Origin of the sequence: Anaerotardibacter muris (assembly GCF_943192915.1) — a bacterium.
Taxonomy (GTDB): domain Bacteria; phylum Actinomycetota; class Coriobacteriia; order Coriobacteriales; family Eggerthellaceae; genus Anaerotardibacter; species Anaerotardibacter muris.
In genome coordinates this window covers 98,421-120,042 of the sequence record NZ_CALPCD010000005.1, presented here as the reverse complement: position 1 = coordinate 120,042, position 21,622 = coordinate 98,421, and the positions used below count along the sequence as shown (strand labels likewise).

Annotated in this window: 22 protein-coding genes and 1 tRNA gene; 19 read left to right on the top strand and 4 right to left on the bottom strand. The window is 54.0% G+C overall.

The genetic code is table 11. The features are described 5' to 3' along the window. Nucleotides 1–6: 6 nt before the first annotated feature. Nucleotides 7–888: an SIR2 family NAD-dependent protein deacylase gene (locus NFR25_RS05625; RefSeq protein WP_251198270.1), complete on the top strand. Its 882-nt coding sequence runs from the start codon at nt 7–9 to the stop codon at nt 886–888. A gap of 40 nt (nt 889–928) precedes the next feature. On the opposite strand, the gene NFR25_RS05620 is transcribed toward NFR25_RS05625, so the two are convergent. Then, nucleotides 929–2,311, bottom strand: a complete 1,383-nt coding sequence (locus tag NFR25_RS05620) for an MATE family efflux transporter (protein WP_251198269.1) — start codon at nt 2,309–2,311, stop codon at nt 929–931. 277 nt (nt 2,312–2,588) lie between these two features. On the opposite strand from NFR25_RS05620, the gene NFR25_RS05615 reads away from it, so the two are divergent. Continuing rightward, nucleotides 2,589–3,281 (top strand): MarR family winged helix-turn-helix transcriptional regulator, encoded by a 693-nt coding sequence (locus NFR25_RS05615; RefSeq protein ID WP_251198268.1) that lies wholly within the window; start codon nt 2,589–2,591, stop codon nt 3,279–3,281. A gap of 126 nt (nt 3,282–3,407) precedes the next feature. Next, a tRNA-Gly gene (locus tag NFR25_RS05610) sits at nt 3,408–3,482 on the top strand. Between the two features lie 57 nt (nt 3,483–3,539). Here the strand turns inward: NFR25_RS05610 and NFR25_RS05605 are convergent. After that, nucleotides 3,540–4,052 (bottom strand): flavodoxin, encoded by a 513-nt coding sequence (locus NFR25_RS05605; RefSeq protein ID WP_251198267.1) that lies wholly within the window; start codon nt 4,050–4,052, stop codon nt 3,540–3,542. A 199-nt stretch (nt 4,053–4,251) separates the two neighbouring features. Here NFR25_RS05605 and NFR25_RS05600 point away from each other — a divergent pair, with 199 nt between their 5' ends. The 15 genes from NFR25_RS05600 (at nt 4,252) to clpB (ending at nt 19,194) form a co-directional block, all read left to right on the top strand. Further along, complete coding sequence (locus NFR25_RS05600) at nt 4,252–4,893, top strand: TetR/AcrR family transcriptional regulator (protein WP_251198266.1); 642 nt, start codon at nt 4,252–4,254, stop codon at nt 4,891–4,893. A 135-nt stretch (nt 4,894–5,028) separates the two neighbouring features. Beyond that, nucleotides 5,029–6,252 (top strand): glycosyltransferase, encoded by a 1,224-nt coding sequence (locus tag NFR25_RS05595; protein WP_251198265.1) that lies wholly within the window; start codon nt 5,029–5,031, stop codon nt 6,250–6,252. Between the two features lie 107 nt (nt 6,253–6,359). Then, a complete protein-coding gene (locus NFR25_RS05590) occupies nt 6,360–7,022 on the top strand; it encodes an HAD family hydrolase (RefSeq protein WP_251198264.1) in 663 nt (220 codons plus the stop codon). 9 nt (nt 7,023–7,031) lie between these two features. Then, a complete protein-coding gene (locus NFR25_RS05585) occupies nt 7,032–7,514 on the top strand; it encodes a hypothetical protein (protein WP_251198263.1) in 483 nt (160 codons plus the stop codon). A 110-nt stretch (nt 7,515–7,624) separates the two neighbouring features. Beyond that, nucleotides 7,625–8,749 (top strand): UDP-glucose 4-epimerase GalE, encoded by a 1,125-nt coding sequence (gene galE, locus NFR25_RS05580; RefSeq protein ID WP_251198262.1) that lies wholly within the window; start codon nt 7,625–7,627, stop codon nt 8,747–8,749. 245 nt (nt 8,750–8,994) lie between these two features. Then, complete coding sequence (locus NFR25_RS05575; RefSeq protein WP_251198261.1) at nt 8,995–9,249, top strand: dynein gamma chain protein; 255 nt, start codon at nt 8,995–8,997, stop codon at nt 9,247–9,249. A gap of 21 nt (nt 9,250–9,270) precedes the next feature. Further along, nucleotides 9,271–9,693, top strand: coding sequence for a nickel-responsive transcriptional regulator NikR (gene nikR, locus NFR25_RS05570; RefSeq protein WP_251198260.1), 423 nt, complete (start codon nt 9,271–9,273; stop codon nt 9,691–9,693). Between the two features lie 20 nt (nt 9,694–9,713). Further along, nucleotides 9,714–10,733, top strand: coding sequence for a hydrogenase expression/formation protein HypE (hypE, locus tag NFR25_RS05565; RefSeq protein WP_251198259.1), 1,020 nt, complete (start codon nt 9,714–9,716; stop codon nt 10,731–10,733). Nucleotides 10,734–10,961: 228 nt separating this feature from the next. Beyond that, nucleotides 10,962–11,231: a hypothetical protein gene (locus tag NFR25_RS05560; RefSeq protein ID WP_251198258.1), complete on the top strand. Its 270-nt coding sequence runs from the start codon at nt 10,962–10,964 to the stop codon at nt 11,229–11,231. Nucleotides 11,232–11,650: 419 nt separating this feature from the next. Next, nucleotides 11,651–11,839 carry a DUF362 domain-containing protein gene (locus NFR25_RS05555; protein WP_178478207.1) on the top strand — a complete coding sequence of 63 codons (189 nt, stop codon included), beginning with the start codon at nt 11,651–11,653 and terminating at the stop codon, nt 11,837–11,839. A gap of 444 nt (nt 11,840–12,283) precedes the next feature. Continuing rightward, nucleotides 12,284–14,191 (top strand): molecular chaperone DnaK, encoded by a 1,908-nt coding sequence (gene dnaK / locus NFR25_RS05550; protein ID WP_251198257.1) that lies wholly within the window; start codon nt 12,284–12,286, stop codon nt 14,189–14,191. 2 nt (nt 14,192–14,193) lie between these two features. Then, a complete protein-coding gene (locus NFR25_RS05545) occupies nt 14,194–14,832 on the top strand; it encodes a nucleotide exchange factor GrpE (RefSeq protein WP_251198256.1) in 639 nt (212 codons plus the stop codon). A gap of 72 nt (nt 14,833–14,904) precedes the next feature. Beyond that, a complete protein-coding gene (locus tag NFR25_RS05540) occupies nt 14,905–15,882 on the top strand; it encodes a DnaJ C-terminal domain-containing protein (protein ID WP_251198312.1) in 978 nt (325 codons plus the stop codon). Nucleotides 15,883–15,885: 3 nt separating this feature from the next. After that, entirely contained in the window at nt 15,886–16,266 is a 381-nt protein-coding gene (locus NFR25_RS05535) for a heat shock protein transcriptional repressor HspR (protein ID WP_251198255.1), read from the top strand. A 165-nt stretch (nt 16,267–16,431) separates the two neighbouring features. Beyond that, the gene (gene clpB / locus NFR25_RS05530) at nt 16,432–19,194 is read left to right on the top strand and encodes an ATP-dependent chaperone ClpB (protein WP_251198254.1); all 2,763 of its coding nucleotides are present in this window, start codon (nt 16,432–16,434) and stop codon (nt 19,192–19,194) included. Between the two features lie 229 nt (nt 19,195–19,423). Here the strand turns inward: clpB and NFR25_RS05525 are convergent, their stop codons facing one another. Together NFR25_RS05525 and NFR25_RS05520 are read right to left on the bottom strand one after the other, a co-directional pair. Then, nucleotides 19,424–20,227, bottom strand: a complete 804-nt coding sequence (locus NFR25_RS05525; RefSeq protein ID WP_251198253.1) for a nitroreductase family protein — start codon at nt 20,225–20,227, stop codon at nt 19,424–19,426. 222 nt (nt 20,228–20,449) lie between these two features. Continuing rightward, on the bottom strand, nt 20,450–20,812 hold the full coding sequence (locus NFR25_RS05520) for a hypothetical protein (protein ID WP_251198252.1): 363 nt from the start codon (nt 20,810–20,812) through the stop codon (nt 20,450–20,452). Between the two features lie 222 nt (nt 20,813–21,034). Here NFR25_RS05520 and NFR25_RS05515 point away from each other — a divergent pair, with 222 nt between their 5' ends. Continuing rightward, nucleotides 21,035–21,598 carry a hypothetical protein gene (locus NFR25_RS05515; protein WP_251198251.1) on the top strand — a complete coding sequence of 188 codons (564 nt, stop codon included), beginning with the start codon at nt 21,035–21,037 and terminating at the stop codon, nt 21,596–21,598. The last annotated feature ends 24 nt before the right edge of the window (nt 21,599–21,622 follow it).

Genomic DNA, 21,622 nt, shown 5'->3' with positions numbered 1-21,622 from the left:
GCACCTATGCAACCTGCTTTCATATTCACCCGACCTCAAACGCCTGAACAGCGTGCTGCATCGATCACGAAAGCGCGAGAATTGCTCGCCAATGCTGAGCGTGTGCTCATCGGAGCTGGTGCAGGTCTTTCAACTGCTGCCGGACACGATTATGGTGGCCAGCGCTTCAAGGAAACGTTTCCTGCATTCATCAAGAATTACGGCATTACCGACATGTATTCGGGTGGATTCTACCCTTATCCGACCGAGGAAGAGAAGTGGGCTTATTGGGCGCGTCAGGCCACGGTGAACTGTTTGGGAGAAGACGCGTTGCCGCTCTATCGAGAGCTCTTCGAATGGGCGAAGAAGCGCGACTATTTCGTGGTGACCACCAACGTCGATCTGCAATTCGAGAAAGCCGGTTTCAACCCTCAGCGCATCTTCGAACCTCAAGGAAGCTACGACACCATTCAATGCAGTACGGGTGAACATGGCATCAAGAATGCGACAGAGCTCTTCGCTGCTATCGAGGTCGATACGAACAAGGGCGAGCGCACGCGCATCACGGATCCATCGCTCGTTCCTATGTGTGAGGTGTGCGGATCGCCGATGGAGATGCATTTGCGCGTGGATGGATCATTTGTACAAGACGATGCTTGGTATGCAGCGCAAGAGCGTTACAAGCGATTCGTGGAGGAGATCCCTGAAAAGCCTACGCTGTTGCTCGAATTGGGTGTGGGCTGGAATACTCCTGTGTGGATCCGCATGCCATTCGAAACCATCGCACGTGAAACAGGCAGTCCGCTGGTACGGATGAACTACGACGAAGCCGCTGTCGACAAGTCGCTCCCCAAGGCAGTTGCCATCGAAGGCGATATCGCCGAGACCTTTCCAGCGATCACGCAATAGCCAATTGGACATTTAAGCGCTCGGACTCTAAATGAATTCGTTAAGCTTCAGCCTGAATACCATCAGTCAATGAATCATCAGCTACAAGATCTTTGCCAGATTTTCGAAAGGTGATGGCTACGAAGATCATGCCGAGTGCGAAGGTGAAGAGCGAAGCGGCCAAGAGCGACCAGATCGCACCGTCAAGCCCAAAGAGCACGCTGCCCGCCACGATGCATATCGGAAGCATTACTCCTCGTGCAATAGCCATCGCATTAGAAGCAATACCCTTAGAGCATGCCTGGAAAATACCTGTGATCAGCCCTGATCCTGAATCGAACACGAGTGCGAGCGCCTGTGCGCAGATGATCACTGCGCCAATGGTAATAACCGTTTCGTCTGCCGAGAACCATCCCGCAACCATGCTGCTGTTCATGATCAGAATCGTGCAAAGCAGAGCACAAAACCCAACAAGATAGAATGCGGTCATACGAACGATGTTCTTCACGCGATCTAGGCGTTTTGCGCCCCATGCGCCTGCGATGAGCGGAACGACACCTTCATAAAGCCCCATTGTGATCACTTCTAACAATTGTACGATCGTTTGCGCGATGCCGAAGCCTGCAACCACCGCAGTGCCATACGATACAGCTACATTGTTGAAGATGAGGGCTGCACCGCCCATCATGATGAGCATGATGAAAGCCGAAGAGCCAACCTTACCAATGTCGGCAAGATCCTTTTTCCTGAGTGCGCAGCAATCGAGTGGATTCAAAGAAAGAGCTTCGTTTCCGCTGATGATCAGTAAGAAATAAACGCACGTTGCTATATTCGCAATGATCGTAGCTATTGCTGCCCCTTGAAGGCCCATTCCAAAGACGAAGATGAAGATCGGGTCGAGCGCGATATTCACCACCGCACTTAGCACCAGGCCAGCAGATGCTTGCTTAGAAAGCGTGATCGAGCGCAATAGCTGGGCACCTACCATAGCCAATACTACGAATGGCGCTCCGCAACAGTAAACGATCAGATACCCCTTCAGTACTTCGTAGATCTCGGCGTTTGCTCCAAGTATCGCAAGCACGGGGTCTATGAAGGCTATGAGTGCGATTCCTGCAAGCAGTCCCAAACCAAGTGCAGCGAAGACTGCAAAAGACGAACCACCTCGTGCGGCTGCTCTCTCCTGAGCGCCAAGCTTTCGGGAAATGAACGTGCCCACACCTATTTCAAGAAACGTAGACAATCCGATGAAGATGGCCATTACGGGCATCGCAAGGGGAATAGCGGCAAGAGCAGCTGTGTCACCAAGAGCGCCGATGAATAGGAGGTCGGTGAAGTTGTAAATGGACATCGCAGCCATGCCGAGCATCATGGGCAGTGCCATATGCAAGATCGCTCGGGAGACGGGTGCCTCCAAAAACCAGTATTCGATGCTGTGTTTCATAAGATGCCTCTCAGTCTTCTTTGAATAGATTGAATCTACAGGTACCTGTAAAAGCTTTATAGTAAGACTAACGGGTACCTGTTAGAAATGCAACAAATTTATTACAGGTACCGTTAAAATATTCCTGAAGTGCGATCATGGATGCTCTATTGGCCTAAATGAAGGTCCCTTGCATTTTCAACTGGTACCTGTTATTCTTTGGTCAGAATTTATTACTGGTACCTGTTAAAACCAGTCACTAAGCTTTTCTACCTAACTTTTGAAAGGATTTGAAACAATGGACACAAAAGATGAATTGCAGAAGAATCTCTTCACTATCTGGTATCTGATGGGTGAACAGCGTCGCCATGGCCGCGATGGGCGATTGCGCGATAGGGGCTTCGATCCGAACCGTGGACGCGGGCGAATCTTGGCTTTGCTCAAATATAGCGACGGAATAAGCACGAAGGAAATAGCGCATATCTTGGACATTCGCGTTTCCTCATTGAATGAAACACTGGCGCGCCTTGAAAGCCTAGGATTGATAGAGCGTAAGCCCTCCGAGAAGGATAAGCGAGTCATGCTGGTATACCTTACCGAAGAAGGCAAGGACTTCGAACTGAATAGCCCTGATGACATCGATCTGTTCAAAGGCTTTAGTGAAGACGAGCTCGATACTATGCTCGATTACACGAAACGCATCATACACAATGCCGAAGATGCTTTTGACCCAGAATTTCTGACCCAAATGCATAAACGCTGGCAGGACCAAGAGGAAATGATCAATCGCATCCACCAGGCCCATTCAAGGGGCCGCGGGCACACGCACCGTCATCCTATGCCGAACTTCGGCGGCTTCCGTGGTCCATTCCATCAGCGCTTTCATGGTGATCGTGGTGCGAAGGATCCGTACGAACAAGTGGACACCCACACCCATGGCAAGAGCTGCAAGACCTGTACGGTAAGAGACTGTGCAAATTGCACAAAATAAGGCGCGTGAGCGATAAGCTTGGCCGAGAAGAACGAGCCATTCTTGAGCCAGATCTCGGAATGGCTCGGCGGGCTTTAGCCGCAACCTCTCCCAATTAATGCAGATAGCGGTATAATCTGAACACATGCGGGCGTCGTATAATGGCTATTATGCGGGCTTCCCAAGCCTAAGACGCGGGTTCGATTCCCGTCGCCCGCTCCAAGGACAGCAAAGGCACCCCAGGGGGTGCCTTTTTCATGCGCGGTGAAACACCTAACACTATACGAAGCTTTTGGCCCAGGAGGCTACTTGGGACTCGGAGTTGGCGGCGCTGTGTCCAGCGATCGCCAGGCCGCGTTCGATCGTAGCTGCGGGATAGTCCTTTGCCAGGTGACGTTCGGATCCACCCATGCCCGAACCTTCATGGGTGCAGAAGGGGATGATGCGCTTACCGCTCAAATCGAACGAATCCAGGAACGCGAACACCGCCATCGGGCAAGTGCCCCACCAGCAGGGATAACCTAGGAAGATGGTGTCGTATTCATCCAGGCTCTCGAGCGAATTTGCCAACGCCGGGCGCGCACCTTCCTGCAGTTCCGCTTTCGCAACATCGCAGCAATCATAATAGCCAGCAGGGTATTGCTCTACGGTCTCGGTGCGGAACAGGTCGCCACCAACTGCACTCTGCACGAACTCCGCGATCACTTCGGTGTTGCCTTTCGCAAGCTCCACCAGTCCGCCACTTCCATAATTCTCGCCCGGACGCGAAAAGTACGCCGTAAGTATAGCCATGAAACTCATCTCCTTGGTGTGTTGAAACGGTTTCGTCTATTATAGGCGACAAAGCGTCACTAACTGATCGGACCTTCATTTGCCATTGAATTGAAAACAGCCTTCGACCTTACTGACAAGGATCATCTTTTGCTCGTTGGCTCTATACGGTCTACACGTTCGAGTTTGATAGAATTATCAGTAGCGAAAGGAGGTCGAAGTGTCTAATTATCAGCGTGCTCGTTCACCTGAGCAAAAGGCCGAGCGCATGGAAGCCATCATGGACGCCACCGAGGCGTTGTTCGCGGAGCTTTCATACCATGAGATAAACATGGGCCTTATCGCTAAAGAGCTTGGTTGGGCGCGTTCGAACCTCTATAAGTATGCCTCTACACAAGAAGAGGTGTTCCTTGCATTGCATTCGCGTGCGAGCCGGGCATACATCGAAGACCTGGTGAATACATTAGAAGGTCGTGAACTGACGAATGCTCAGTTCGCCAAGGTGTGGGCACAAGTAACTGCGCGTCATCCCGAATTCTTGCGTTACCAGGACATCCTCATTGCCATCATCGAGTCTAATACGTCACTTGAGCGATTGGTCGAATTCAAGCAGGAATGGGGCGAGATGGTGGAACCGCTGTTGCACGTGCTGCAGAAACAAGTTGGCGGCAACGAACTTGCCATGCGCGATCTGTACCTGAGGCTCATCTATCAGGCTCCAGGACTTTACGACCATTTTCATTGCGCCGATCGTACCGCCGAAGCGATGCGTTTGGCTGGCATGCAGCCCTTCACGGGTACGTTCGAAGAGGCTTATACCGATTTCGTGCTCATGTGCCTCGATCACGCGGCAGCGGTGTAATCAAAAGAAGGCGGAAGAAGACACGAAGCGCAGCAGCGCCTCAACCGCCATTGCTCTACTCGATGATGAACGCGTTCGTTTCCCGCAGAGGGTTGAGCTCAAAACAAGACAGAAAGGTTGGAACGAAGACCACCTATGAAGATCCTGATGATCAACCATTTTCCACTTGAAGGTTCTGGCAGCGGCACGTATACGAAGAATCTTGCAACTCAGCTGGCAAAACACGGTCACGAAGTTTGCGTGATCCTACCCGAGAACACTCCAGATTTTCCGCACTATGAAGGCATCCGTATCCATCCTGTCCACTTCACGGATCCACTGCATCCCGAAGCGGCCACATCAGAAGCGGTCGATTTCAACTTTCCGTGCTTCACCACGCACCCGCGTTCGACGACCTCGTTCGCAGACTTGAGCGACCAACAACTCGAGCAGTATTGCACCGCTTTTCAGGAAGCGATCGACTTTGAAATAGAGAGCTTTTCACCTGATGTGATCCATGGGCAGCATGTTTGGATCTTGCCTTCGCTCGCGTGCGATCATGGCGTTCCGCTCGTGCTGACAGCGCATGGGACCGACCTGATGGGATACGAGAAATGGCCGCATTTGCACGCATTCGCCGATCGCGCGATCGAAGATTGCGAGAAGGTCATTTGCATTTCGGAAGATAACGAAGAGCTGGTGCGTGCAACATTTCCCGAACAAGCGCACAAGATCGTGCGTCGTCGCAATGGATATAACCCCGACATCTTCAAGGTAGAAGACATCGATAGAGAGGCAGTTTTGGCTGACCATGGCGTTGACGCGCGGGATCGCAACGTGATCTTGTTCGCGGGCAAGATGACTCGCTTCAAGGGTATTGATGTACTGCTGGATGCAGCCGCGATCTATGAAAAGGATCTGCCGAACGCCATCACCGTGCTGGCGGGCGATGGCGAAGAGCGCGAGGCGTTGGAGCGCCAAGCTCGCGAACTCGGTCTTGGGCGTGTGTTCTTCATCGGCAATGTTTCTCAAAGCGAACTGGCGCGACTCTATAACAGCGCTGATGTGAGCGTGGTCCCTTCTCGCCGAGAGCCGTTCGGTTTGGTGGCGGTGGAGGCGATGGCCTGCGGAACTCCTGTGGTAGCTACCGATCAAGGTGGGCTTCCGGATTTCGTCGATCGTGAAGTGGGAGAACTGGTCGAACCCGAAGATGCGACCGACCTAGCTCGTGGTATCGAAGAAACGCTCGAACGCGCCTTGACGGATAAGGATTGGCGAAAAAGGATCGCCGCTTATGCTGAAAGCAACTATTCCCAGGAGGTCATCTTACAAGAGCTGGTCGACCTCTATGAATCCGTCGGGCTTGTTGGGCACAGATAGCCTGTCCTATCTGTTATCTACTTCATCGCTGCATGCAGCTGATAGAATAAAGGCGAATGGATAGTGCGCGACCGATCGATCTTGCGCGAGTTCAACAAGGAAAGCACATGTGCAACCAGCCCGCATACAAAGCATTCATCTTCGATCTGGATGGCACGCTGCTCAATACGCTGCCTGACTTGGTGAACGTCACCAACAAAGCGCTCGAGGAAGAGGGCTTTCCTACTCACACACCTGAACAGATCCTTACCTACATTGGCGACGGGGCGGCATCGCTCATAAGCCAAGCCGTTCCCTCAGACGCATCTCAAGAGGAATTCGAGCGCACGTTCAAACGCTTCAAGGACTTCTACCACGATTTCGGCATCCTCTATACCACCGAGTTCGAAGGTATGAGCGAAGCGCTGCAGCAGGCAAAAGCCGCCGGTGTGAAGTTGGCCATCATGTCCAACAAGTTCGAGCAGGGCGTGCTCGATGTGCGCGATCGCTTCTTTCCTGATCTGATCGATGTGGCTCATGGTGAATCTGCGCAGGTTCCTCGCAAGCCTGACCCCACGGGGATCTTGCTGTGTGCCGAAGAGCTTGGTATCGACCCTGCGGAGTGCTTGTTCTTTGGCGATTCCGCGAGCGATATCGAAGCTGGACATAATGCTGGGATGAAGTCGGTGGCCGTGAAGTGGGGCTATCAACCTCACGAGCGCCTGATGGCCGCGAACCCTGACTACGTGCTCGAACGCCCTGAAGACATGCTCGTTCTGGCAGGGCTTTAGGAAACCATGATGCCAAACCCCGAGCAGATCTCTCCGCTACCCCAAGCTCAGTCGGTCTATGAACGACAGATCCAGGCCGAATGCGCTTCGTTCACTGCCAGCTTCGAAGGCAGTTTGAATGCGCTCTTCTGCATCATCTTCAGCAAACCAATAACCAGCTCTACGCGAGAAGCCCTGCTGGCAACAGCCAAGCGCGGTGGCTTTTCTGCATCAGATATCGTATGGATGAACACAGAAGCGCTCGAACCTTCCGATCTTATGCATCTGATCGAAGCCATCGATCCGCTTTGCGCGGTAGTGCTCGATCAGCGTGCTGCCGAAACGCTTTCGCGCGCCTATAACCAGCCTATCAAGCTAGCCGGATGCGATTTCATCCTGGGCCGTCCGTGCGCAGCCTTCGTCGATTTCGAACGTATGCTCAAGACTGAAGAACGCAAGCAACAGGCCTGGTCGTTGATGAAAGAGATGCTCTCTCAGACCAACGACGTGTAGGCCACCGCGATACGGCGACCATGCATCTGCAGGGCCGCGACTCACGTGCTTCTGGCGACTATAATATGAAGCGAACACAACACCCATGACGCATGAACGAAAGGCATTTCATGGCGAACAAGAGCTTAGCGACCAACCCCGATCAGCAGACCATCCTCGTAACAGGTGGTGCTGGTTTCATTGGCAGCCACACTTGTGTCGAGCTGCTGGAAAAAGGCTATGACGTGGTGGTGGTCGATGACCTTTCGAATTCGAGCGAGGTTGCGATCGAGCGCATCCGTAAGATCTCGGGCAAACCCGACAAACTTACGTTCTACCAGGTAAACATCCTCGATCGCGAGGGCCTTGAGAAGGTCTTCGCTACACACGATATCGATGCCATCATCCATTTTGCTGGCTTCAAGGCGGTGGGTGAGAGCACGCAAAAGCCGCTCGAATATTATTGGAACAACGTCACGGGCTCGCTCGTGCTCTTCGATGTGGCGCGCAACCACAACGTGAAGAACATCATCTTCTCCAGTAGTGCCACCGTCTATGGCGACCCCGAAATGATCCCCATCACCGAAGAGTGTCCGTTGCATGAAGCTACGAATCCCTACGGCGAGACCAAAGCTATGCTCGAGCGAATCCTCACTGACTTGTATCGCGCAGACAACGAATGGAACGTGGTGCTGCTTCGCTACTTCAATCCTATCGGTGCGCATGAAAGCGGCATGATCGGCGAAGACCCCAAGGGCATCCCGAACAATCTGCTGCCTTATGTGGCGCAGGTGGCAACGGGCAAGCTCGAATGCATCCAAGTCTTCGGTGACGACTATCCCACGCCCGATGGCACTGGCGTGCGCGACTACATCCATGTGGTCGACCTAGCACGCGGGCATGTGAAAGCGCTCGACTATATGGGCGGTAAAGTGGGCACGGGCAAAGCCATTGGCCTTGGTAGCTACGAAGGCCCCGTTGCGGAAGATGGAACGCGCAGCGGCGTGGCCATCTTCAATCTGGGTACGGGCAAAGGTTCGAGCGTGCTCGAAGTGATCAAGGCTTTCGAACAGGCATGCGGCAAAGAACTGCCCTATAAGATCGTCGATCGCCGTCCTGGTGATATCGCTGAGAATTATGCAGCGTGCAATAAGGCAGCCGACGAACTCGAATGGAGAGCCGAATACGATCTGGCTCGTATGTGCGAAGACACCTGGAATTGGCAAAGCCAGAACCCTAACGGTTACAACGCCTAAAAACACCTAAAGAGCGCCTAAAGAGGGACGGAGGCAGAAGTGGCCTGGATGTAGCTGCCTCGACCCCATCAGATGGGGGTACGCGCCGCTGCCCCTCTCCGTTAACACTAATTACGGAAAAATTCACACCGTTAGTAAAAATGAGAGTGCGACCCTCGCATTTTCGGGTCGATAATACAGCCAGCGATCAATAGCCTTTGTGGGTGCGTTCGAAACGTGTCCATCGACAGAAAAGGATCGAAGATATGTGCACTAACGGAGTGAACACCGACCAATTCAAGATGATGCTCGAGCAGATGGACGACCAGGTTGCCCTGAACCGTCGCTGGACGCATAAGCTCTTCCATAAGGCCGATGATAGCGGATACGAGAACACCGCAAAGGTCCTCAAAGAGATCCAGAGCCTGATGGATGAAGCACGTGCATTGCTCACCGATGCGCAAGATGCAGTCGACAAGGATGCCAGCTCCGCACCTGGCGTTACCGTCAATTTGGTCTAATCGCGGGCGAAGGCAGTATCCATGAGCAGTGATCTGGTTCGTTTTTCGGTAGCCATGCCGGAAGACCTTCTTATCAAGTTCGATCGGCTCGTTGCGCGCCGTGGCTTGGCGAAGAACCGTAGCGAAGTGATCCGTGATCTGGTGCGCGACGCGCTCGTCGAAGGCGAGTGCGCTACTCCAGGCCGCATAGTCATGGGCACGCTCACCATCGTCTATAGTCATCACGCGAGCGACTTGCAGGAAAAGCTGCACTACATTCAGCATAACTATCTCGATCACATCATCACTTCCACGCATGTGCACGTGGATCACGACAATTGCCTTGAGGTGATCATCCTCAAAGGCGAAACTGGTGAAGTGCAAGATGTGGCGAATCTCATCCTCGGAACCAAGGGCGTCAAGACTGGCCGTTTGGTCATGACCACCACCGGCGCTTTCATCTAGGAATCATCAAGGAATCGAATATGGACGAAACAGTACTTCTCGGGCACGGTAGCGGCGGGTCTATGATGAAGCGTATCATCGACCAAGTCTTCTTCGAGGCATACGCGGGCGATGAACTGCGTACGGGTGACGATGCTGCGCGCCTTGCAGCTCCCGAAAGCGGACGCATCGCGTTCTCTACTGATAGCTTCGTGGTCACGCCGCAGTTCTTCCCCGGGGGAGATATCGGCCGCTTGGCAGTATGCGGTACGGTGAACGATGTAGCAACGAGTGGCGCAATCCCGCAATACCTGAGCTGCGGATTCATCCTAGAAGAGGGTTTTCCCATGGAAGATCTGAAGCGCATTTGCGCCAGCATGGCCGAGATGGCGAAAGAGGCTGGTGTGCGCATCGTAACGGGCGATACCAAGGTGGTGAATCGCGGCCATGGTGATGGCGTGTTCATCAACACTTCGGGAGTGGGCTTCATCCCTGAAGGTATCGATCTTTCAGGCGCGTATTGCAAGCCAGGCGATAAGATCTTGGTCACGGGCACGCTCGGCGACCATGGCATCACCATCATGAGCTGCCGCGAGGAGCTTGGCTTCCAAGCCGATCTGCAGACCGATGCGGCTCCGCTCAATCATCTTATTCAAGAAGTGCTCGCGGTTGCGCCTTCCACGCGTTGTTTCCGCGATCCTACTCGTGGCGGCATCGCTTCCACGTTGAACGAACTAGCCGATCAATCTCAGGTGGACTTCATCATCGAAGAAGACGCGGTGCCCGTGAAGGATGCGGTGCGCGGTGCATGCGAGATGCTCGGCTATGACGTCTTTCAAGTAGCCAATGAAGGCAAGATGGTGTGCGTGGTGGGTGCTGAAGATGCCGAAGCAGCGCTCGCGGCGATGAAGGCCAACAAATATGGTAAGGATGCTGCCGTCATTGGCGAAGTGGTTGAAAAGCCCGCAGATCGCGATCCGCGTGTTTCTCTGCGCACAGGGTTTGGCTCACTGCGCATCATGGATATGCTCGTAGGCGAGCAGCTCCCCCGCATCTGCTAACAAGAAGGGGGACGGGTTCGTTTTTGTCCGGGACAGTTTGGGGACAGGCTAGAGGTATCAAAAGATATCTCTGGCCTGTCCTTTGTTCATCAGGGACAAAAAACGGACCTGTCCCTCAAGAATCTGTTTCCAAGCATTAGGTTTCAATTAGGCAACCATCGACAAAAGCTGCTCCACCTGCGCAGGAAAGCTATAATAATAGAGCTATCCGAACAGAAAGGATCTCTCATGGCACGCATTGACGCATTTGGTATGCCCAGCGCAGAACTGCTCGAAAGCATCAAAGTACTTGCTGGCGCTGGCGACCGCGATATCATCGTAACCACCGACAGCAAGGACACGCTCGAAGATCTTACCTCCTACGCGAACAGCTCTGACAGCTATATGGAAGTGCATGACATCGACAATGGTTGGGAAGTGCATCTCGGTATTGGCGAAGTGAACACTACGCCCGTGCCCCACTCCAGCAAATCCTCCGTTCCCGAGGATGCTGTCTAGTCTAGCCCCTCATAAATAGGCAACCGATCAACGACCCAGGAAGAATCCTGGGTCGTTTTTATTTGGGGAATCGTACACGTGCTGTAGCTGTAGGGCAGGGGTGAGGGGGTAGAGGTCGTAGATTCATTCTGAACGCCTATACGAAACGGAGAAAGCAACCCTAGGGTTGCTTTCGTGTATCAATGTATGAGGCAGTGCAGCGCATGAGCCCGCAGGGCGAACAGCGAAACGGATGAATCCGAGACCTCCACCCCCCTCGCCCCCAGTTCTTGAGGCAGCGTATTCCATATACTGATCAACCACTTACAGAAGAATTGTGTTGGCGGGTTGCATCGCTGCGCATCCGTGGTATTTTCCTACAGAGGGGTTTTCGCCCCCGACCTAGTTTTTTGATTAAAACCGAGGAGAAGAGGTACACAATGGCACATCCAGTTATTCTGGAAGAAGAATGTATTGGCTGCGGCATTTGCGTTGACGATTGCCCTCAAGAGGTTCTTGAGGTCGTAGATGGTGTTGTAGCTGTTATCAACGAAGACTCTTGCATCGCTTGTGGCGACTGCGTAGAGAGCTGCCCGATGGGCGCTATCCCTGAGATCGTAGAGGACTAACTTCTAAAGTAACCTTTCGGTAAGCAATCTTTCAGCCGTGCAACGAAATGCGCACTTGGCTGGAAACCCGTTCTAAGATGTGCTCAGTTCGTTTGACGTAATGGATCGAGTGAGCACTGCGTAAAGGCAATGCGGGCTGCTGGTTCAGAGGTGAAGTCGAAAGGGCAAGGAGCCCTCAAGATTTCAGACAGAACATACCTTTTGTGTATGAATTGTGGAGGCGAACGAACCGTTCGCCTCTTTCTTTTTGTCTGAAGATTGCCGATGAACAGCACAAACGTGAATTCGCGCCAAGATATCAGAATTCGCAACGCATAAAACTTTACAATGACTCACTTAGATTATATTATGTCAAACCGTGGAGCTTTCATGATTAGGCTCCACTTACTATGAGGTAATACAAGTAGGTTCGTAAAACGGGTCTAAATTTGAAAGGATACAACAATGGCAAAGATCATCGGCATCGACTTGGGCACGACCAATTCCGCAATGGCGGTCATGGAAGGCTCCGAGCCAGAAATCTTGGTAAACGCTGAAGGCGACCGCACCACTCCTTCGGTCGTTGGCTTCGGCAAAGACGGCGAGCGCACCGTCGGCAAGGCTGCGAAGAACAAGGCAGTCACCAACCCTGAAAATACCGTAGCTTCCGTGAAGCGTTTCATCGGCCGCTCCTTTGGTGAGACCGACGAAGAGCAGAAGACGGTCGCATACAACGTGAAGAACGGCAATGGCGGCCGCGCAGTGGTCGACATCGACGGCAAGGACTTCATGCCTGAAGAGATCTCGGCAATGGTTCTCCAGAAGATCAAGTCCGACGCAGAGAAGCGCGTGGGCGAGCCCATCACTCAGGCGGTCATCACCGTTCCCGCATACTTCAACGATGCACAGCGTCAGGCAACCAAGGACGCAGGCAAGATCGCAGGCCTCGAGGTTCTGCGTATCATCAACGAGCCCACTGCAGCAGCGCTGGCATATGGCTTGGACAAGACCAACAAGGATGAAAAGGTCTTGGTATTCGACCTTGGTGGCGGTACCTTCGACGTTTCTGTTCTTGAGCTTGGCGATGGCGTGTTCGAGGTTTGCTCGACCGCAGGCGATAACCACCTTGGTGGTGACGACTGGGATCAGCGCATCATCGACTGGATCGCTGACAAGTTCCAGGCAGATAATGGCATCGACCTCCGCAAGGACAAGATGGCAATGCAGCGCCTGAAGGAAGCAGCTGAAAAGGCGAAGATGGAGCTTTCCTCCACCACCCAGACCAACATCAACCTGCCGTTCATCTCGGCTGGCGAAGCTGGTCCGCTTCACCTGGATTACACCCTCACGCGTGCAGAGTTCGAGCGCATCACCAAAGACTTGCTCGACCGTTGCAAGGGTCCTGTGGAGCAGGCACTGAAGGACGCAGACCTGAAGACTGGCGACGTTGACGAGGTCATCCTGGTCGGCGGTTCCACCCGTATGCCAGCAGTTCAGGAACTGGTCGAGAAGATCACTGGCAAGAAGCCGAACATGTCCGTGAACCCTGACGAAGTGGTCGCAATGGGCGCAGCTGTTCAGGGCGGCGTTCTGGCAGGCGATGTCGAAGGCATTCTGCTTCTGGACGTGACCCCGCTTTCGCTCGGTGTTGAGACCATGGGTGGCGTTATGACCAAGATGATCGAACGCAACACCACCATTCCTACGCGCAAGACCGAGATCTACTCCACCGCGGCCGATAATCAGACTTCGGTAGAGATCCACGTTCTCCAGGGCGAGCGTGAGATGGCAGCGGGCAACAAGACGCTCGGTAAGTTCCAGCTCACCGGTATCCCAGCGGCACGTCGCGGTATGCCTCAGATCGAGGTCACCTTTGACATCGACGCGAACGGCATCGTGAACGTTTCCGCTAAGGACCTGGGCACGGGCAAGCAGCAGCAGATCACCATCTCTGGTTCCACCGCGCTGACCGACGACGAAGTCGATCGTATGGTCAAGGATGCAGAAATCCACGCTGAAGAGGACGCTGCACGCAAGCAGGAAGTGGAGATCCGCAACAACTGCGACTCGCTGATCAATGCTACCGAGACCACCCTTGCAGAGATCTCTGACAAGGTGGGCGACGACATGAAGAAGCAGGCAGAAGACGCCATCGCTTCGGCTCGTACCGCACTGGAAGGTACCGATCTTGAGGCTATCAAGTCTGCTACCGAGAACCTCCAGCAGGTTGGTTACAAGCTGGCTGAAGTGGTCTATTCCACCGAAGGTGCACAGGCAGGTGCCGCTGCAGAAACCGCAGAGAGCACTCCAGCTGAAGACACCATCGAAGCCGACTTCGAAGTGGTCGACGACGACGAGAACAAGGACAACTAGTCATGATGAACCGTAAATCTGAAGAAGAGGTAGAAGAAACTCCTGCCACTGAAACAGATCCGGAAGCTGAAGTAGTCGATGCCGAATTGGTCGAGGAGGTCGAACCCGAAGAGGGTCAGGCCTCCGAGGCCACGGCTGAGGGCGAAGTTACAGCCGAAGGCGAAATTGCCAAGGCAAAAGCTGAAGCGGCTGATTGGCAGGGCAAGTACCTTAGGCTTCATGCGGAATGGGATACCTACCGCCGTCGCATGAAGGAACAGCGCGAAGAAGAGAAGATGCGCGCAACGGAAAAGCTCGTCGAAGACATCATCCCTGTCCTCGACGATTTCGAGCGAACCATCAACTATGCCACCGACAATGGCGAAGCTGGTTTGCTCGACGGTGTGAAAGCCGTACATAACAAGCTCAATGAAGTGCTGGTGAAAGAAGGGGTCGAGATCATCAACCCTGTGGGGCAACCCTATGAAGCACTTGAAGCTCAGGCAGTGGCAACTGTCGACAATCCCGCGGTCCCCGACGAGACCGTGGAAGAGGTTTACCAAAAGGGATACCGCATGGGCAACAAGGTCATCAGGCCAGCCATGGTAACGGTTGCTGTTGGTGGACCGAAACGTGAAACCGACGACGAGGACAACGAATAGTTCTTGGGGACAGGCGGGCTCACGGGCTCGCCTGTTTTAGTCAACGACCAAAAAGAAAGTGAGGTGGAACGAATGGCATCCACACCCGATTACTATCAGACGCTAGGCGTTCCACGAAGCGCAACTGCTAGTGAGATCAAAAAAGCCTATCGCAAGCTTGCTCGCCAGCATCACCCCGACACTGGCGGCGATGAGGCGAAGTTCAAAGAGATCAACGAAGCTTACGAAGTGCTTTCTGACGATAAGAAACGCCAAATGTACGACCAGTACGGCACCGCGAACGAGAACCAGATCCCCTTTGCCGGAGGTAATCCCTTCGGGGGTGGCAATCCTTTCGGCGGCGGCCAGTACACCTATACCACCACAGGCGGAGGCAATCCCTTCGGCGGCGGAGGCATAGATTGGGCCGACATCTTGGAAAGCCTGCGTCATGGTGAAGGTGCCTTTGGAACCGACTGGGACTTCGGCGGTGGCGGAAGAGCCCGTGCTGCGCGTCCAGAGAACGGCGCAGACAAGAAGGTGTCACTGACCGTTACCTTCGATGAAGCCTTCAAAGGCGCAGAGAAGAAAGTGCGCGTCGTGAACCCTGACACCCAGGAAAAAGAGACGCTCACCATCAAGGTTCCAGCGGGAGCCATGGAAGGTGGCCGTGTTCGCCTGAAGGGCAAAGGTCATCCTGGCATGAATGGTGGTGCTGCGGGCGACCTGCTGGTCACCATCAAGATCGCACCCGATGCGCAGTTCGCACGTGATGGCGCGAATGTGCTGATGAAGCTGCCGGTCAGCATCGACGAGGCGGCACTTGGTGCTCAAGTGGTCGTACCGACCCCAGCAGGTAAGAAAGTTCGTTTGAGCGTTCCGGCGGGAACCCAGAGCGGCACCGTCTTAACGCTGAAGGGCCAGGGCGCACCGCGTCTGGGCAAGAACGCTTCGGGCACGGGCGATCTGAAGGTCGAGGTCGAAGTGAAGATCCCGACCAGCTTGAACGACGAACAAAAGGCGGCTCTCGAAGCATTCAAGGAAGCCACCACTGAAAGCGTGAGGGGGTAAGTGATGAACGATCGCAACCGACCGCTGTACATGATCGGCGTGGCAGCTGAGCTCGCGGGAGTTCACCCCCAGACCTTGCGCATCTACGAGCAGAAGGGTTTGGTGAACCCGCAGCGAACGCGCGGTAACACCCGTATGTATTCCCAGGCGGATATCGAGCGTTTGCAGCTCATCAACGAACTGACGAGCGAGGGTATCAACCTGGCAGGTGTCATCCGCATCCTGGATCTGCAAGGACGCCTTGATGAACGAGAAGCCGCTGTGGAAAGCTTGCACAAGCGTGTCCAGCGACTGGCTGATCGCGTTCAGGAATTGGAGACCTTCGACACGGTCAGCACGCTGATGGCTCACTCGAGCTCCGTCGAGCTTCGCCGCATCCGCTGACCAAACAAACCGGGGACAGGTCCAAAACTGTCCCGGACAAAAACGGACCCGTCCCCAACGTGTCCGGGACAAAAAGGGGACAGGTCAGCACTGAAATAGAACTTACAGACGGCCAGGAAATAAACCTTGTCGTCTCCGTGATGACGAAACGAAAGGAAAAGCTTCATGGACCTCCAGAAGATGTTAGAAAAACTGGCGCGTTCAGCACAAGAAGCTCTGCAATCTGCAATGAGCATCGCATCTGATGCCAAGGCGGCCACCGTGGAGCCGATCCACATGTTGGCTGCATTGCTCAACTCTGACGAGCATAACTTGAATGCCATCATCAAGCGCATCGGTGCCGACCCAGCGCTGCTTCGCAAAGAAGTAACAGCCGAGATCGACCGCATGCCCAAGGTGGAAGGTGGCGGGATCATGGGAATGACCGCACCTTCGATGGCGCTGGTCTCCCTGCTCGACAAGGCAGTGAAGATCGCAGAGAAGCTGGGCGATTCTTATGCGACCAGCGAACATCTGCTCATCGCTCTTTCTGAAGAGAACGATGCAGCAGGAAAGCTGCTGAACAATGCAGGAATAGAAAGAAACAATATTGAAAATGCGTATGAAGAATTGCGAGGTGATACGCGCGTGACTGATCAAGAATCAAAAACAGAATTTGAAGTGCTGGAACAATACGGCAACAACCTTACCAAGGCTGCGCGCGAAGGCAAGTTGGACCCGGTCATCGGCCGAAACGAAGAGATCCGCCGAACCATCCAGGTGCTATCGCGCAGGACGAAGAACAACCCCGTTCTCATCGGCGAGCCAGGCACTGGCAAGACCGCTATCGTAGAAGGTTTGGCTCAGCGAATCGTAGCAGGCGATGTCCCTTCATCACTGCAGGACCGCGAGCTTATCGCACTCGACCTGCCTTCCATGTTGGCAGGTGCGAAATATCGTGGTGAATTCGAGGACCGCCTGAAAGCGGTGCTTCGCGAAGTGAAGGAATCCGATGGCCAGATCATCCTGTTCATCGACGAGTTGCACACCATCGTGGGTGCGGGCTCTTCGGGTGATTCCTCGATGGACGCGGGCAACATGTTGAAGCCTGCCCTGGCACGTGGCGAGTTGCACACCATTGGTGCTACTACGCTCGATGAATATCGCAAGTATATCGAAAAGGACGCAGCGCTCGAACGTCGCTTCCAGCCCGTTATCGTAGGCGAACCTTCCGTTGAGGACACCATCGCTATCTTGCGTGGTCTGAAAGAAAAGTACGAGATCCATCATGGCGTTCGCGTGACCGACTCGGCTATCGTTGCCGCAGCGGAACTGTCGAACCGCTACATCTCCGACCGTTTCCTTCCTGATAAGGCGATCGACTTGATGGACGAGGCAGCATCGCGTCTGCGTATCGAGATCGACTCTATGCCGGAAGAGGTCGACTTGGCAGAGCGTAAGCTCACCCAGATGCAGATCGAAGAACAGGCCCTGATGAAGGAGTCCGATGAGCCGAGCAAAGAGCGCCTGGAACAGCTGCGCAAAGACATCGCAGCTGCCAAGGAAGCGCTCGATTCACGCAAGGCTGAATGGAAGAACGAAAAGGACGCCATCGTTTCGGTTCAGAATCTCAAAGCCGAGATCGAAGCGGCTCAACTCGAAGAAGAGCGTGCAACCCGTGAAGGCGACCTCGGTCGTGCATCCGAGCTGCGTTTTGGCCGCATCCCTGAATTGCAGGCGCAACTGGCGCAAGCAACCGAAGCACTTGAGGCCCGTCAGGCCGATGGCTCCATCCTGAAAGAAGAAGTTACCGAAGACGAGATCGCAGAAGTGGTCTCAAGCTGGACAGGTATCCCTATCACCAAGATGATGCAGGGTGAGATGGAGAAGCTCATCGACCTGGAAGAGCGTTTGCATGAGCGCGTCATCGGTCAGGACGATGCTGTTTCTGCGGTGGCTGGCGCGATTCGTCGTAGCCGCGCAGGTTTGGCCGATCCTGAACAGCCCATTGGCAGTTTCCTGTTCTTGGGCCCCACGGGCGTTGGTAAGACCGAGTTGGCGAAAGCGCTGGCAGAATGCCTGTTCGACGACGAAAAGGCCATGATCCGCATCGATATGTCGGAATACATGGAGAAGTTCAGCGTGCAGCGCCTGATCGGTGCGCCTCCGGGATATGTAGGTTATGACGAGGGCGGTCAGCTGACCGAGGCCGTGCGCCGCAAGCCCTATAGCGTCATCTTGCTCGACGAAGTCGAGAAGGCTCATCCAGATGTGTTCAACGTGCTGTTGCAGGTGCTCGACGATGGTCGCCTGACCGACGGCCAGGGTCGCGTGGTCAGCTTCAAGAACGCCATCATCATCATGACCTCCAACATCGGCAGCCAGCTCATTCGTGAACGCGATGCTGCTCAGCAGGAGACCGTGGGCGATATGGTGGAAGACATGCAGAACATGACGCCCGAAGCAGCCGCAAAGCGCATGGCGGAATTCGCTCAGCGCATGCAGGAAGCTCTGCGCACCACGTTCAGGCCAGAGTTCTTGAACCGAATCGATGACATCATCACGTTCAACGAGCTCAACATCGCCAACATCGAACCTATTGTTGACCTGCAGCTTTCTGAAGTTGAAAGCCGTCTGAAGGATCGCCATATGACCCTCGAGGTCTCGCCTGCAGCTAAAGAGCGCTTGGCGATCGATGGCTATGATCCGGTCTATGGTGCACGTCCGCTCAAGCGTCTTATCCAGCGCCAGGTGGTCGACCGCATCGCAACGGGCATCATCGAGGGCAAGATCTTCGATGGTTCCACGGTGATCATCGACCTGGATGCAGAAGGCAACTATGTGGCTGACGTGAACAACCACGGCAAGGACACTCCGCTGCCCGAAGGCGCAGCTGAACTCCTCGAGGAAGCCAACTCCTTCCTCAACGATGTCGAAGACAACAACTAACCGGGGACGGGTTCAAATCTGTCCTGGACAAAATGGGGACAGGTTCAAACGGAGAATCTTCGGTTCCCTATGCGGCGCTCTCCAGCATCAATTACAAGAACCCAGTCAAGCGGCTGGGTTCTTTCTTTAGAATCTAGGGGCGGGTCGAGAATCTGAGGGCGGAGCCAAAACTGTCGCACTCGTAAAGGGGACGGGGCAAAACCGTCCCGGATACTCTTGTCCCGTCTTGTTAGCGCAGGATAACGCTGGGGTAGCGGCGAGGAGCGGTACGCACATAATGCCTGGCCTGATAACCCAGCAACATGCAGGCGTTCAAACCGCGTTCATCGCTCATGTCGAAATAAGCACGCGCCTGCGGGCAGGCAGCAACGATGCGCTGCAAGAAGCCGTTATAAAGCACCCCAATGCCAAGCGAGCGCGCCACCATCTCGATGGACGCAGCAGCCAGACCTGCATCGAGCGGGTCGACGGATTCGATGAATAATACTGCTGGAGCATTTCGGAAGAAGTAGTCGTCTTTGGGATCGGTGCGCTTACGGGCGATGAACCCGCTCAGTACATCGACTGGAATGGGCATGATGCGATCAGTCTCGTACACATCCTCGAGCCACGACCAGATCAATTCCCTGAATTCAGGAAGACTATCCTGCACGAAATCGAAACGGTTCATCTGGGTATTCTTCGCCGTGGGCATATGTCCGCCCGCTTCGATGAGCAAACGAAGATGCTCCATCGATATCGGCTCATCCTTGAACGCACGAATGCTGCGACGGAATTTCACGCTATTGATGATGTTCTCGGTGGGAAGATCGAACGTGGCTGGATCATATTCAACAGGAACATCTGCGTAACAGGGTAGGCTCGGCGCTCCTTCAGGGCAGATAGCCACGCAGTGACCGCACTTGAAACAGCTCGAGAGAACCACCGCTTTGCCGTCGCGCAACTCAAGATTGAGCTTGCTGCAATCGCGCACGCATGCACCGCAGCCCGTACAAAGTTCATGGTCGATGATTACATCGGTCTTGAGGGTCATAGGATCGCCCGCCTTCATTACCGGGATCGTTTGCACTTCTATTATCGCTCACTGAAGCGCAAGCGCAAAAAGCGAATCGCAGGCACCGACTGTCGAAGCTGGTCCGATGAACCCAAAAAGAAAGCGCACCTAAGGGCACGCTTCAGTTCAAGAAAAGGTGGTTTCAGCTCAAAAAGGTGGTAAAGATTCGAGCAAACCGAGGCCGGCACTCCCCGGTTCGCTCTAGTCGCCAAACGCCATTTCAAGGATGACGAGCAATTCCAACACGCTCTTGAAGGTCGCTTGTTTTTGTCCAGAATCCCAGCGGACGCGACCCTGCCAGGTGTGGTTGTGGCGGAATAGAACTTCGAGTTCGATCGTAGGAACGAAGGATGGATCGATCTGCCTGATAGTGGGTTCGATCGCTTCTTCCTGCTGATCGAGCAGGTTATCGATCATGATGATAAGGCTTGAAAGGCTATTGAATTCGCACGGACCTGACATGCTCACGCTGTCAAACGCGCCCTTCATCGCCCCGTCGTCGAAAGAATCGACGCGGACGAAGAACGTGTCTGATCCTGGTGTTGTCACATGCAGTTGGCGCACGAGCCCTCCTTATCCAATATAGAGCGAACTATAGCGCATCCAACTATGATTTCGCTATGTTTTGAACGTTTTGACACAACTTTTTTGAAAGTTTTTCGCTGAACCTGTCCCCATATTGTCTGGGACAAAAATGAACCCGTCCCCAGCCCCCAGCCTGTTTGTCTGCGTGGACACGCGGGCGATGCGCTACACTTTTAGCATCCTGAAAAGAAAGGGTTCACCATGGCAGATAGAATGATCGATCCTACGAACAACGAGCCTCAAGGCGAAATCACTGACGAATTGAAAGCCGTTGTCCAAGCGGTTTTGAACGAAGCAGTCTCCAAGATGGAAGCTGGCGAGGATATCATCCCCTTCACGGGTCTGGCGGTAAAAGAGAACCTCTTCATCGAAACTCATCCTGGCGACGACGCTGAGACATGTTTCATGTTGGCCCGTCGTGAGGTCGAAGGCGCGCGCGGTGCAACAGCGTATGCCTTCTGTTATGACGGCTATATCGAAACCGATGAAGGCGTGAAGGACTGCATCATCGCTGAAGGTGGCCTGCCTGGCGTTCCTGAAGCGTATGCATTTGGCTATATTTACGATGAAAACGGCATCAATAAGGACATCGTTTACATCGGTCCTGCTCCGAACTTCATGGAAGGCCTGAAGCTCGAGCTTGATATCGAAGGCACGCTCGACCCTCGCGATGCGCTCAAAGATGCTTGGGACGAGAACGACACTGCAGCTGTCGAACTTGCTGAAGAAGACTTTGATACCTCGGACGCAGTCTCTGAACAGTAGATCGACCACGGTCCATGGTCGCAG

Coding starts and splice junctions, on each gene's coding strand:
- NFR25_RS05625 (WP_251198270.1), top strand. CDS start 7: ATGCAACCTGCTTTCATATTCACCCGACCTCAAACGCCTGAACAGCGT.
- NFR25_RS05620 (WP_251198269.1), bottom strand. CDS start 2,311: ATGAAACACAGCATCGAATACTGGTTTTTGGAGGCACCCGTCTCCCGA.
- NFR25_RS05615 (WP_251198268.1), top strand. CDS start 2,589: ATGGACACAAAAGATGAATTGCAGAAGAATCTCTTCACTATCTGGTAT.
- NFR25_RS05605 (WP_251198267.1), bottom strand. CDS start 4,052: ATGGCTATACTTACGGCGTACTTTTCGCGTCCGGGCGAGAATTATGGA.
- NFR25_RS05595 (WP_251198265.1), top strand. CDS start 5,029: ATGAAGATCCTGATGATCAACCATTTTCCACTTGAAGGTTCTGGCAGC.
- NFR25_RS05590 (WP_251198264.1), top strand. CDS start 6,360: ATGTGCAACCAGCCCGCATACAAAGCATTCATCTTCGATCTGGATGGC.
- NFR25_RS05585 (WP_251198263.1), top strand. CDS start 7,032: ATGCCAAACCCCGAGCAGATCTCTCCGCTACCCCAAGCTCAGTCGGTC.
- galE (WP_251198262.1), top strand. CDS start 7,625: ATGGCGAACAAGAGCTTAGCGACCAACCCCGATCAGCAGACCATCCTC.
- NFR25_RS05575 (WP_251198261.1), top strand. CDS start 8,995: ATGTGCACTAACGGAGTGAACACCGACCAATTCAAGATGATGCTCGAG.
- nikR (WP_251198260.1), top strand. CDS start 9,271: ATGAGCAGTGATCTGGTTCGTTTTTCGGTAGCCATGCCGGAAGACCTT.
- hypE (WP_251198259.1), top strand. CDS start 9,714: ATGGACGAAACAGTACTTCTCGGGCACGGTAGCGGCGGGTCTATGATG.
- NFR25_RS05560 (WP_251198258.1), top strand. CDS start 10,962: ATGGCACGCATTGACGCATTTGGTATGCCCAGCGCAGAACTGCTCGAA.
- NFR25_RS05555 (WP_178478207.1), top strand. CDS start 11,651: ATGGCACATCCAGTTATTCTGGAAGAAGAATGTATTGGCTGCGGCATT.
- dnaK (WP_251198257.1), top strand. CDS start 12,284: ATGGCAAAGATCATCGGCATCGACTTGGGCACGACCAATTCCGCAATG.
- NFR25_RS05545 (WP_251198256.1), top strand. CDS start 14,194: ATGATGAACCGTAAATCTGAAGAAGAGGTAGAAGAAACTCCTGCCACT.
- NFR25_RS05540 (WP_251198312.1), top strand. CDS start 14,905: ATGGCATCCACACCCGATTACTATCAGACGCTAGGCGTTCCACGAAGC.
- NFR25_RS05535 (WP_251198255.1), top strand. CDS start 15,886: ATGAACGATCGCAACCGACCGCTGTACATGATCGGCGTGGCAGCTGAG.
- clpB (WP_251198254.1), top strand. CDS start 16,432: ATGGACCTCCAGAAGATGTTAGAAAAACTGGCGCGTTCAGCACAAGAA.
- NFR25_RS05525 (WP_251198253.1), bottom strand. CDS start 20,227: ATGACCCTCAAGACCGATGTAATCATCGACCATGAACTTTGTACGGGC.
- NFR25_RS05515 (WP_251198251.1), top strand. CDS start 21,035: ATGGCAGATAGAATGATCGATCCTACGAACAACGAGCCTCAAGGCGAA.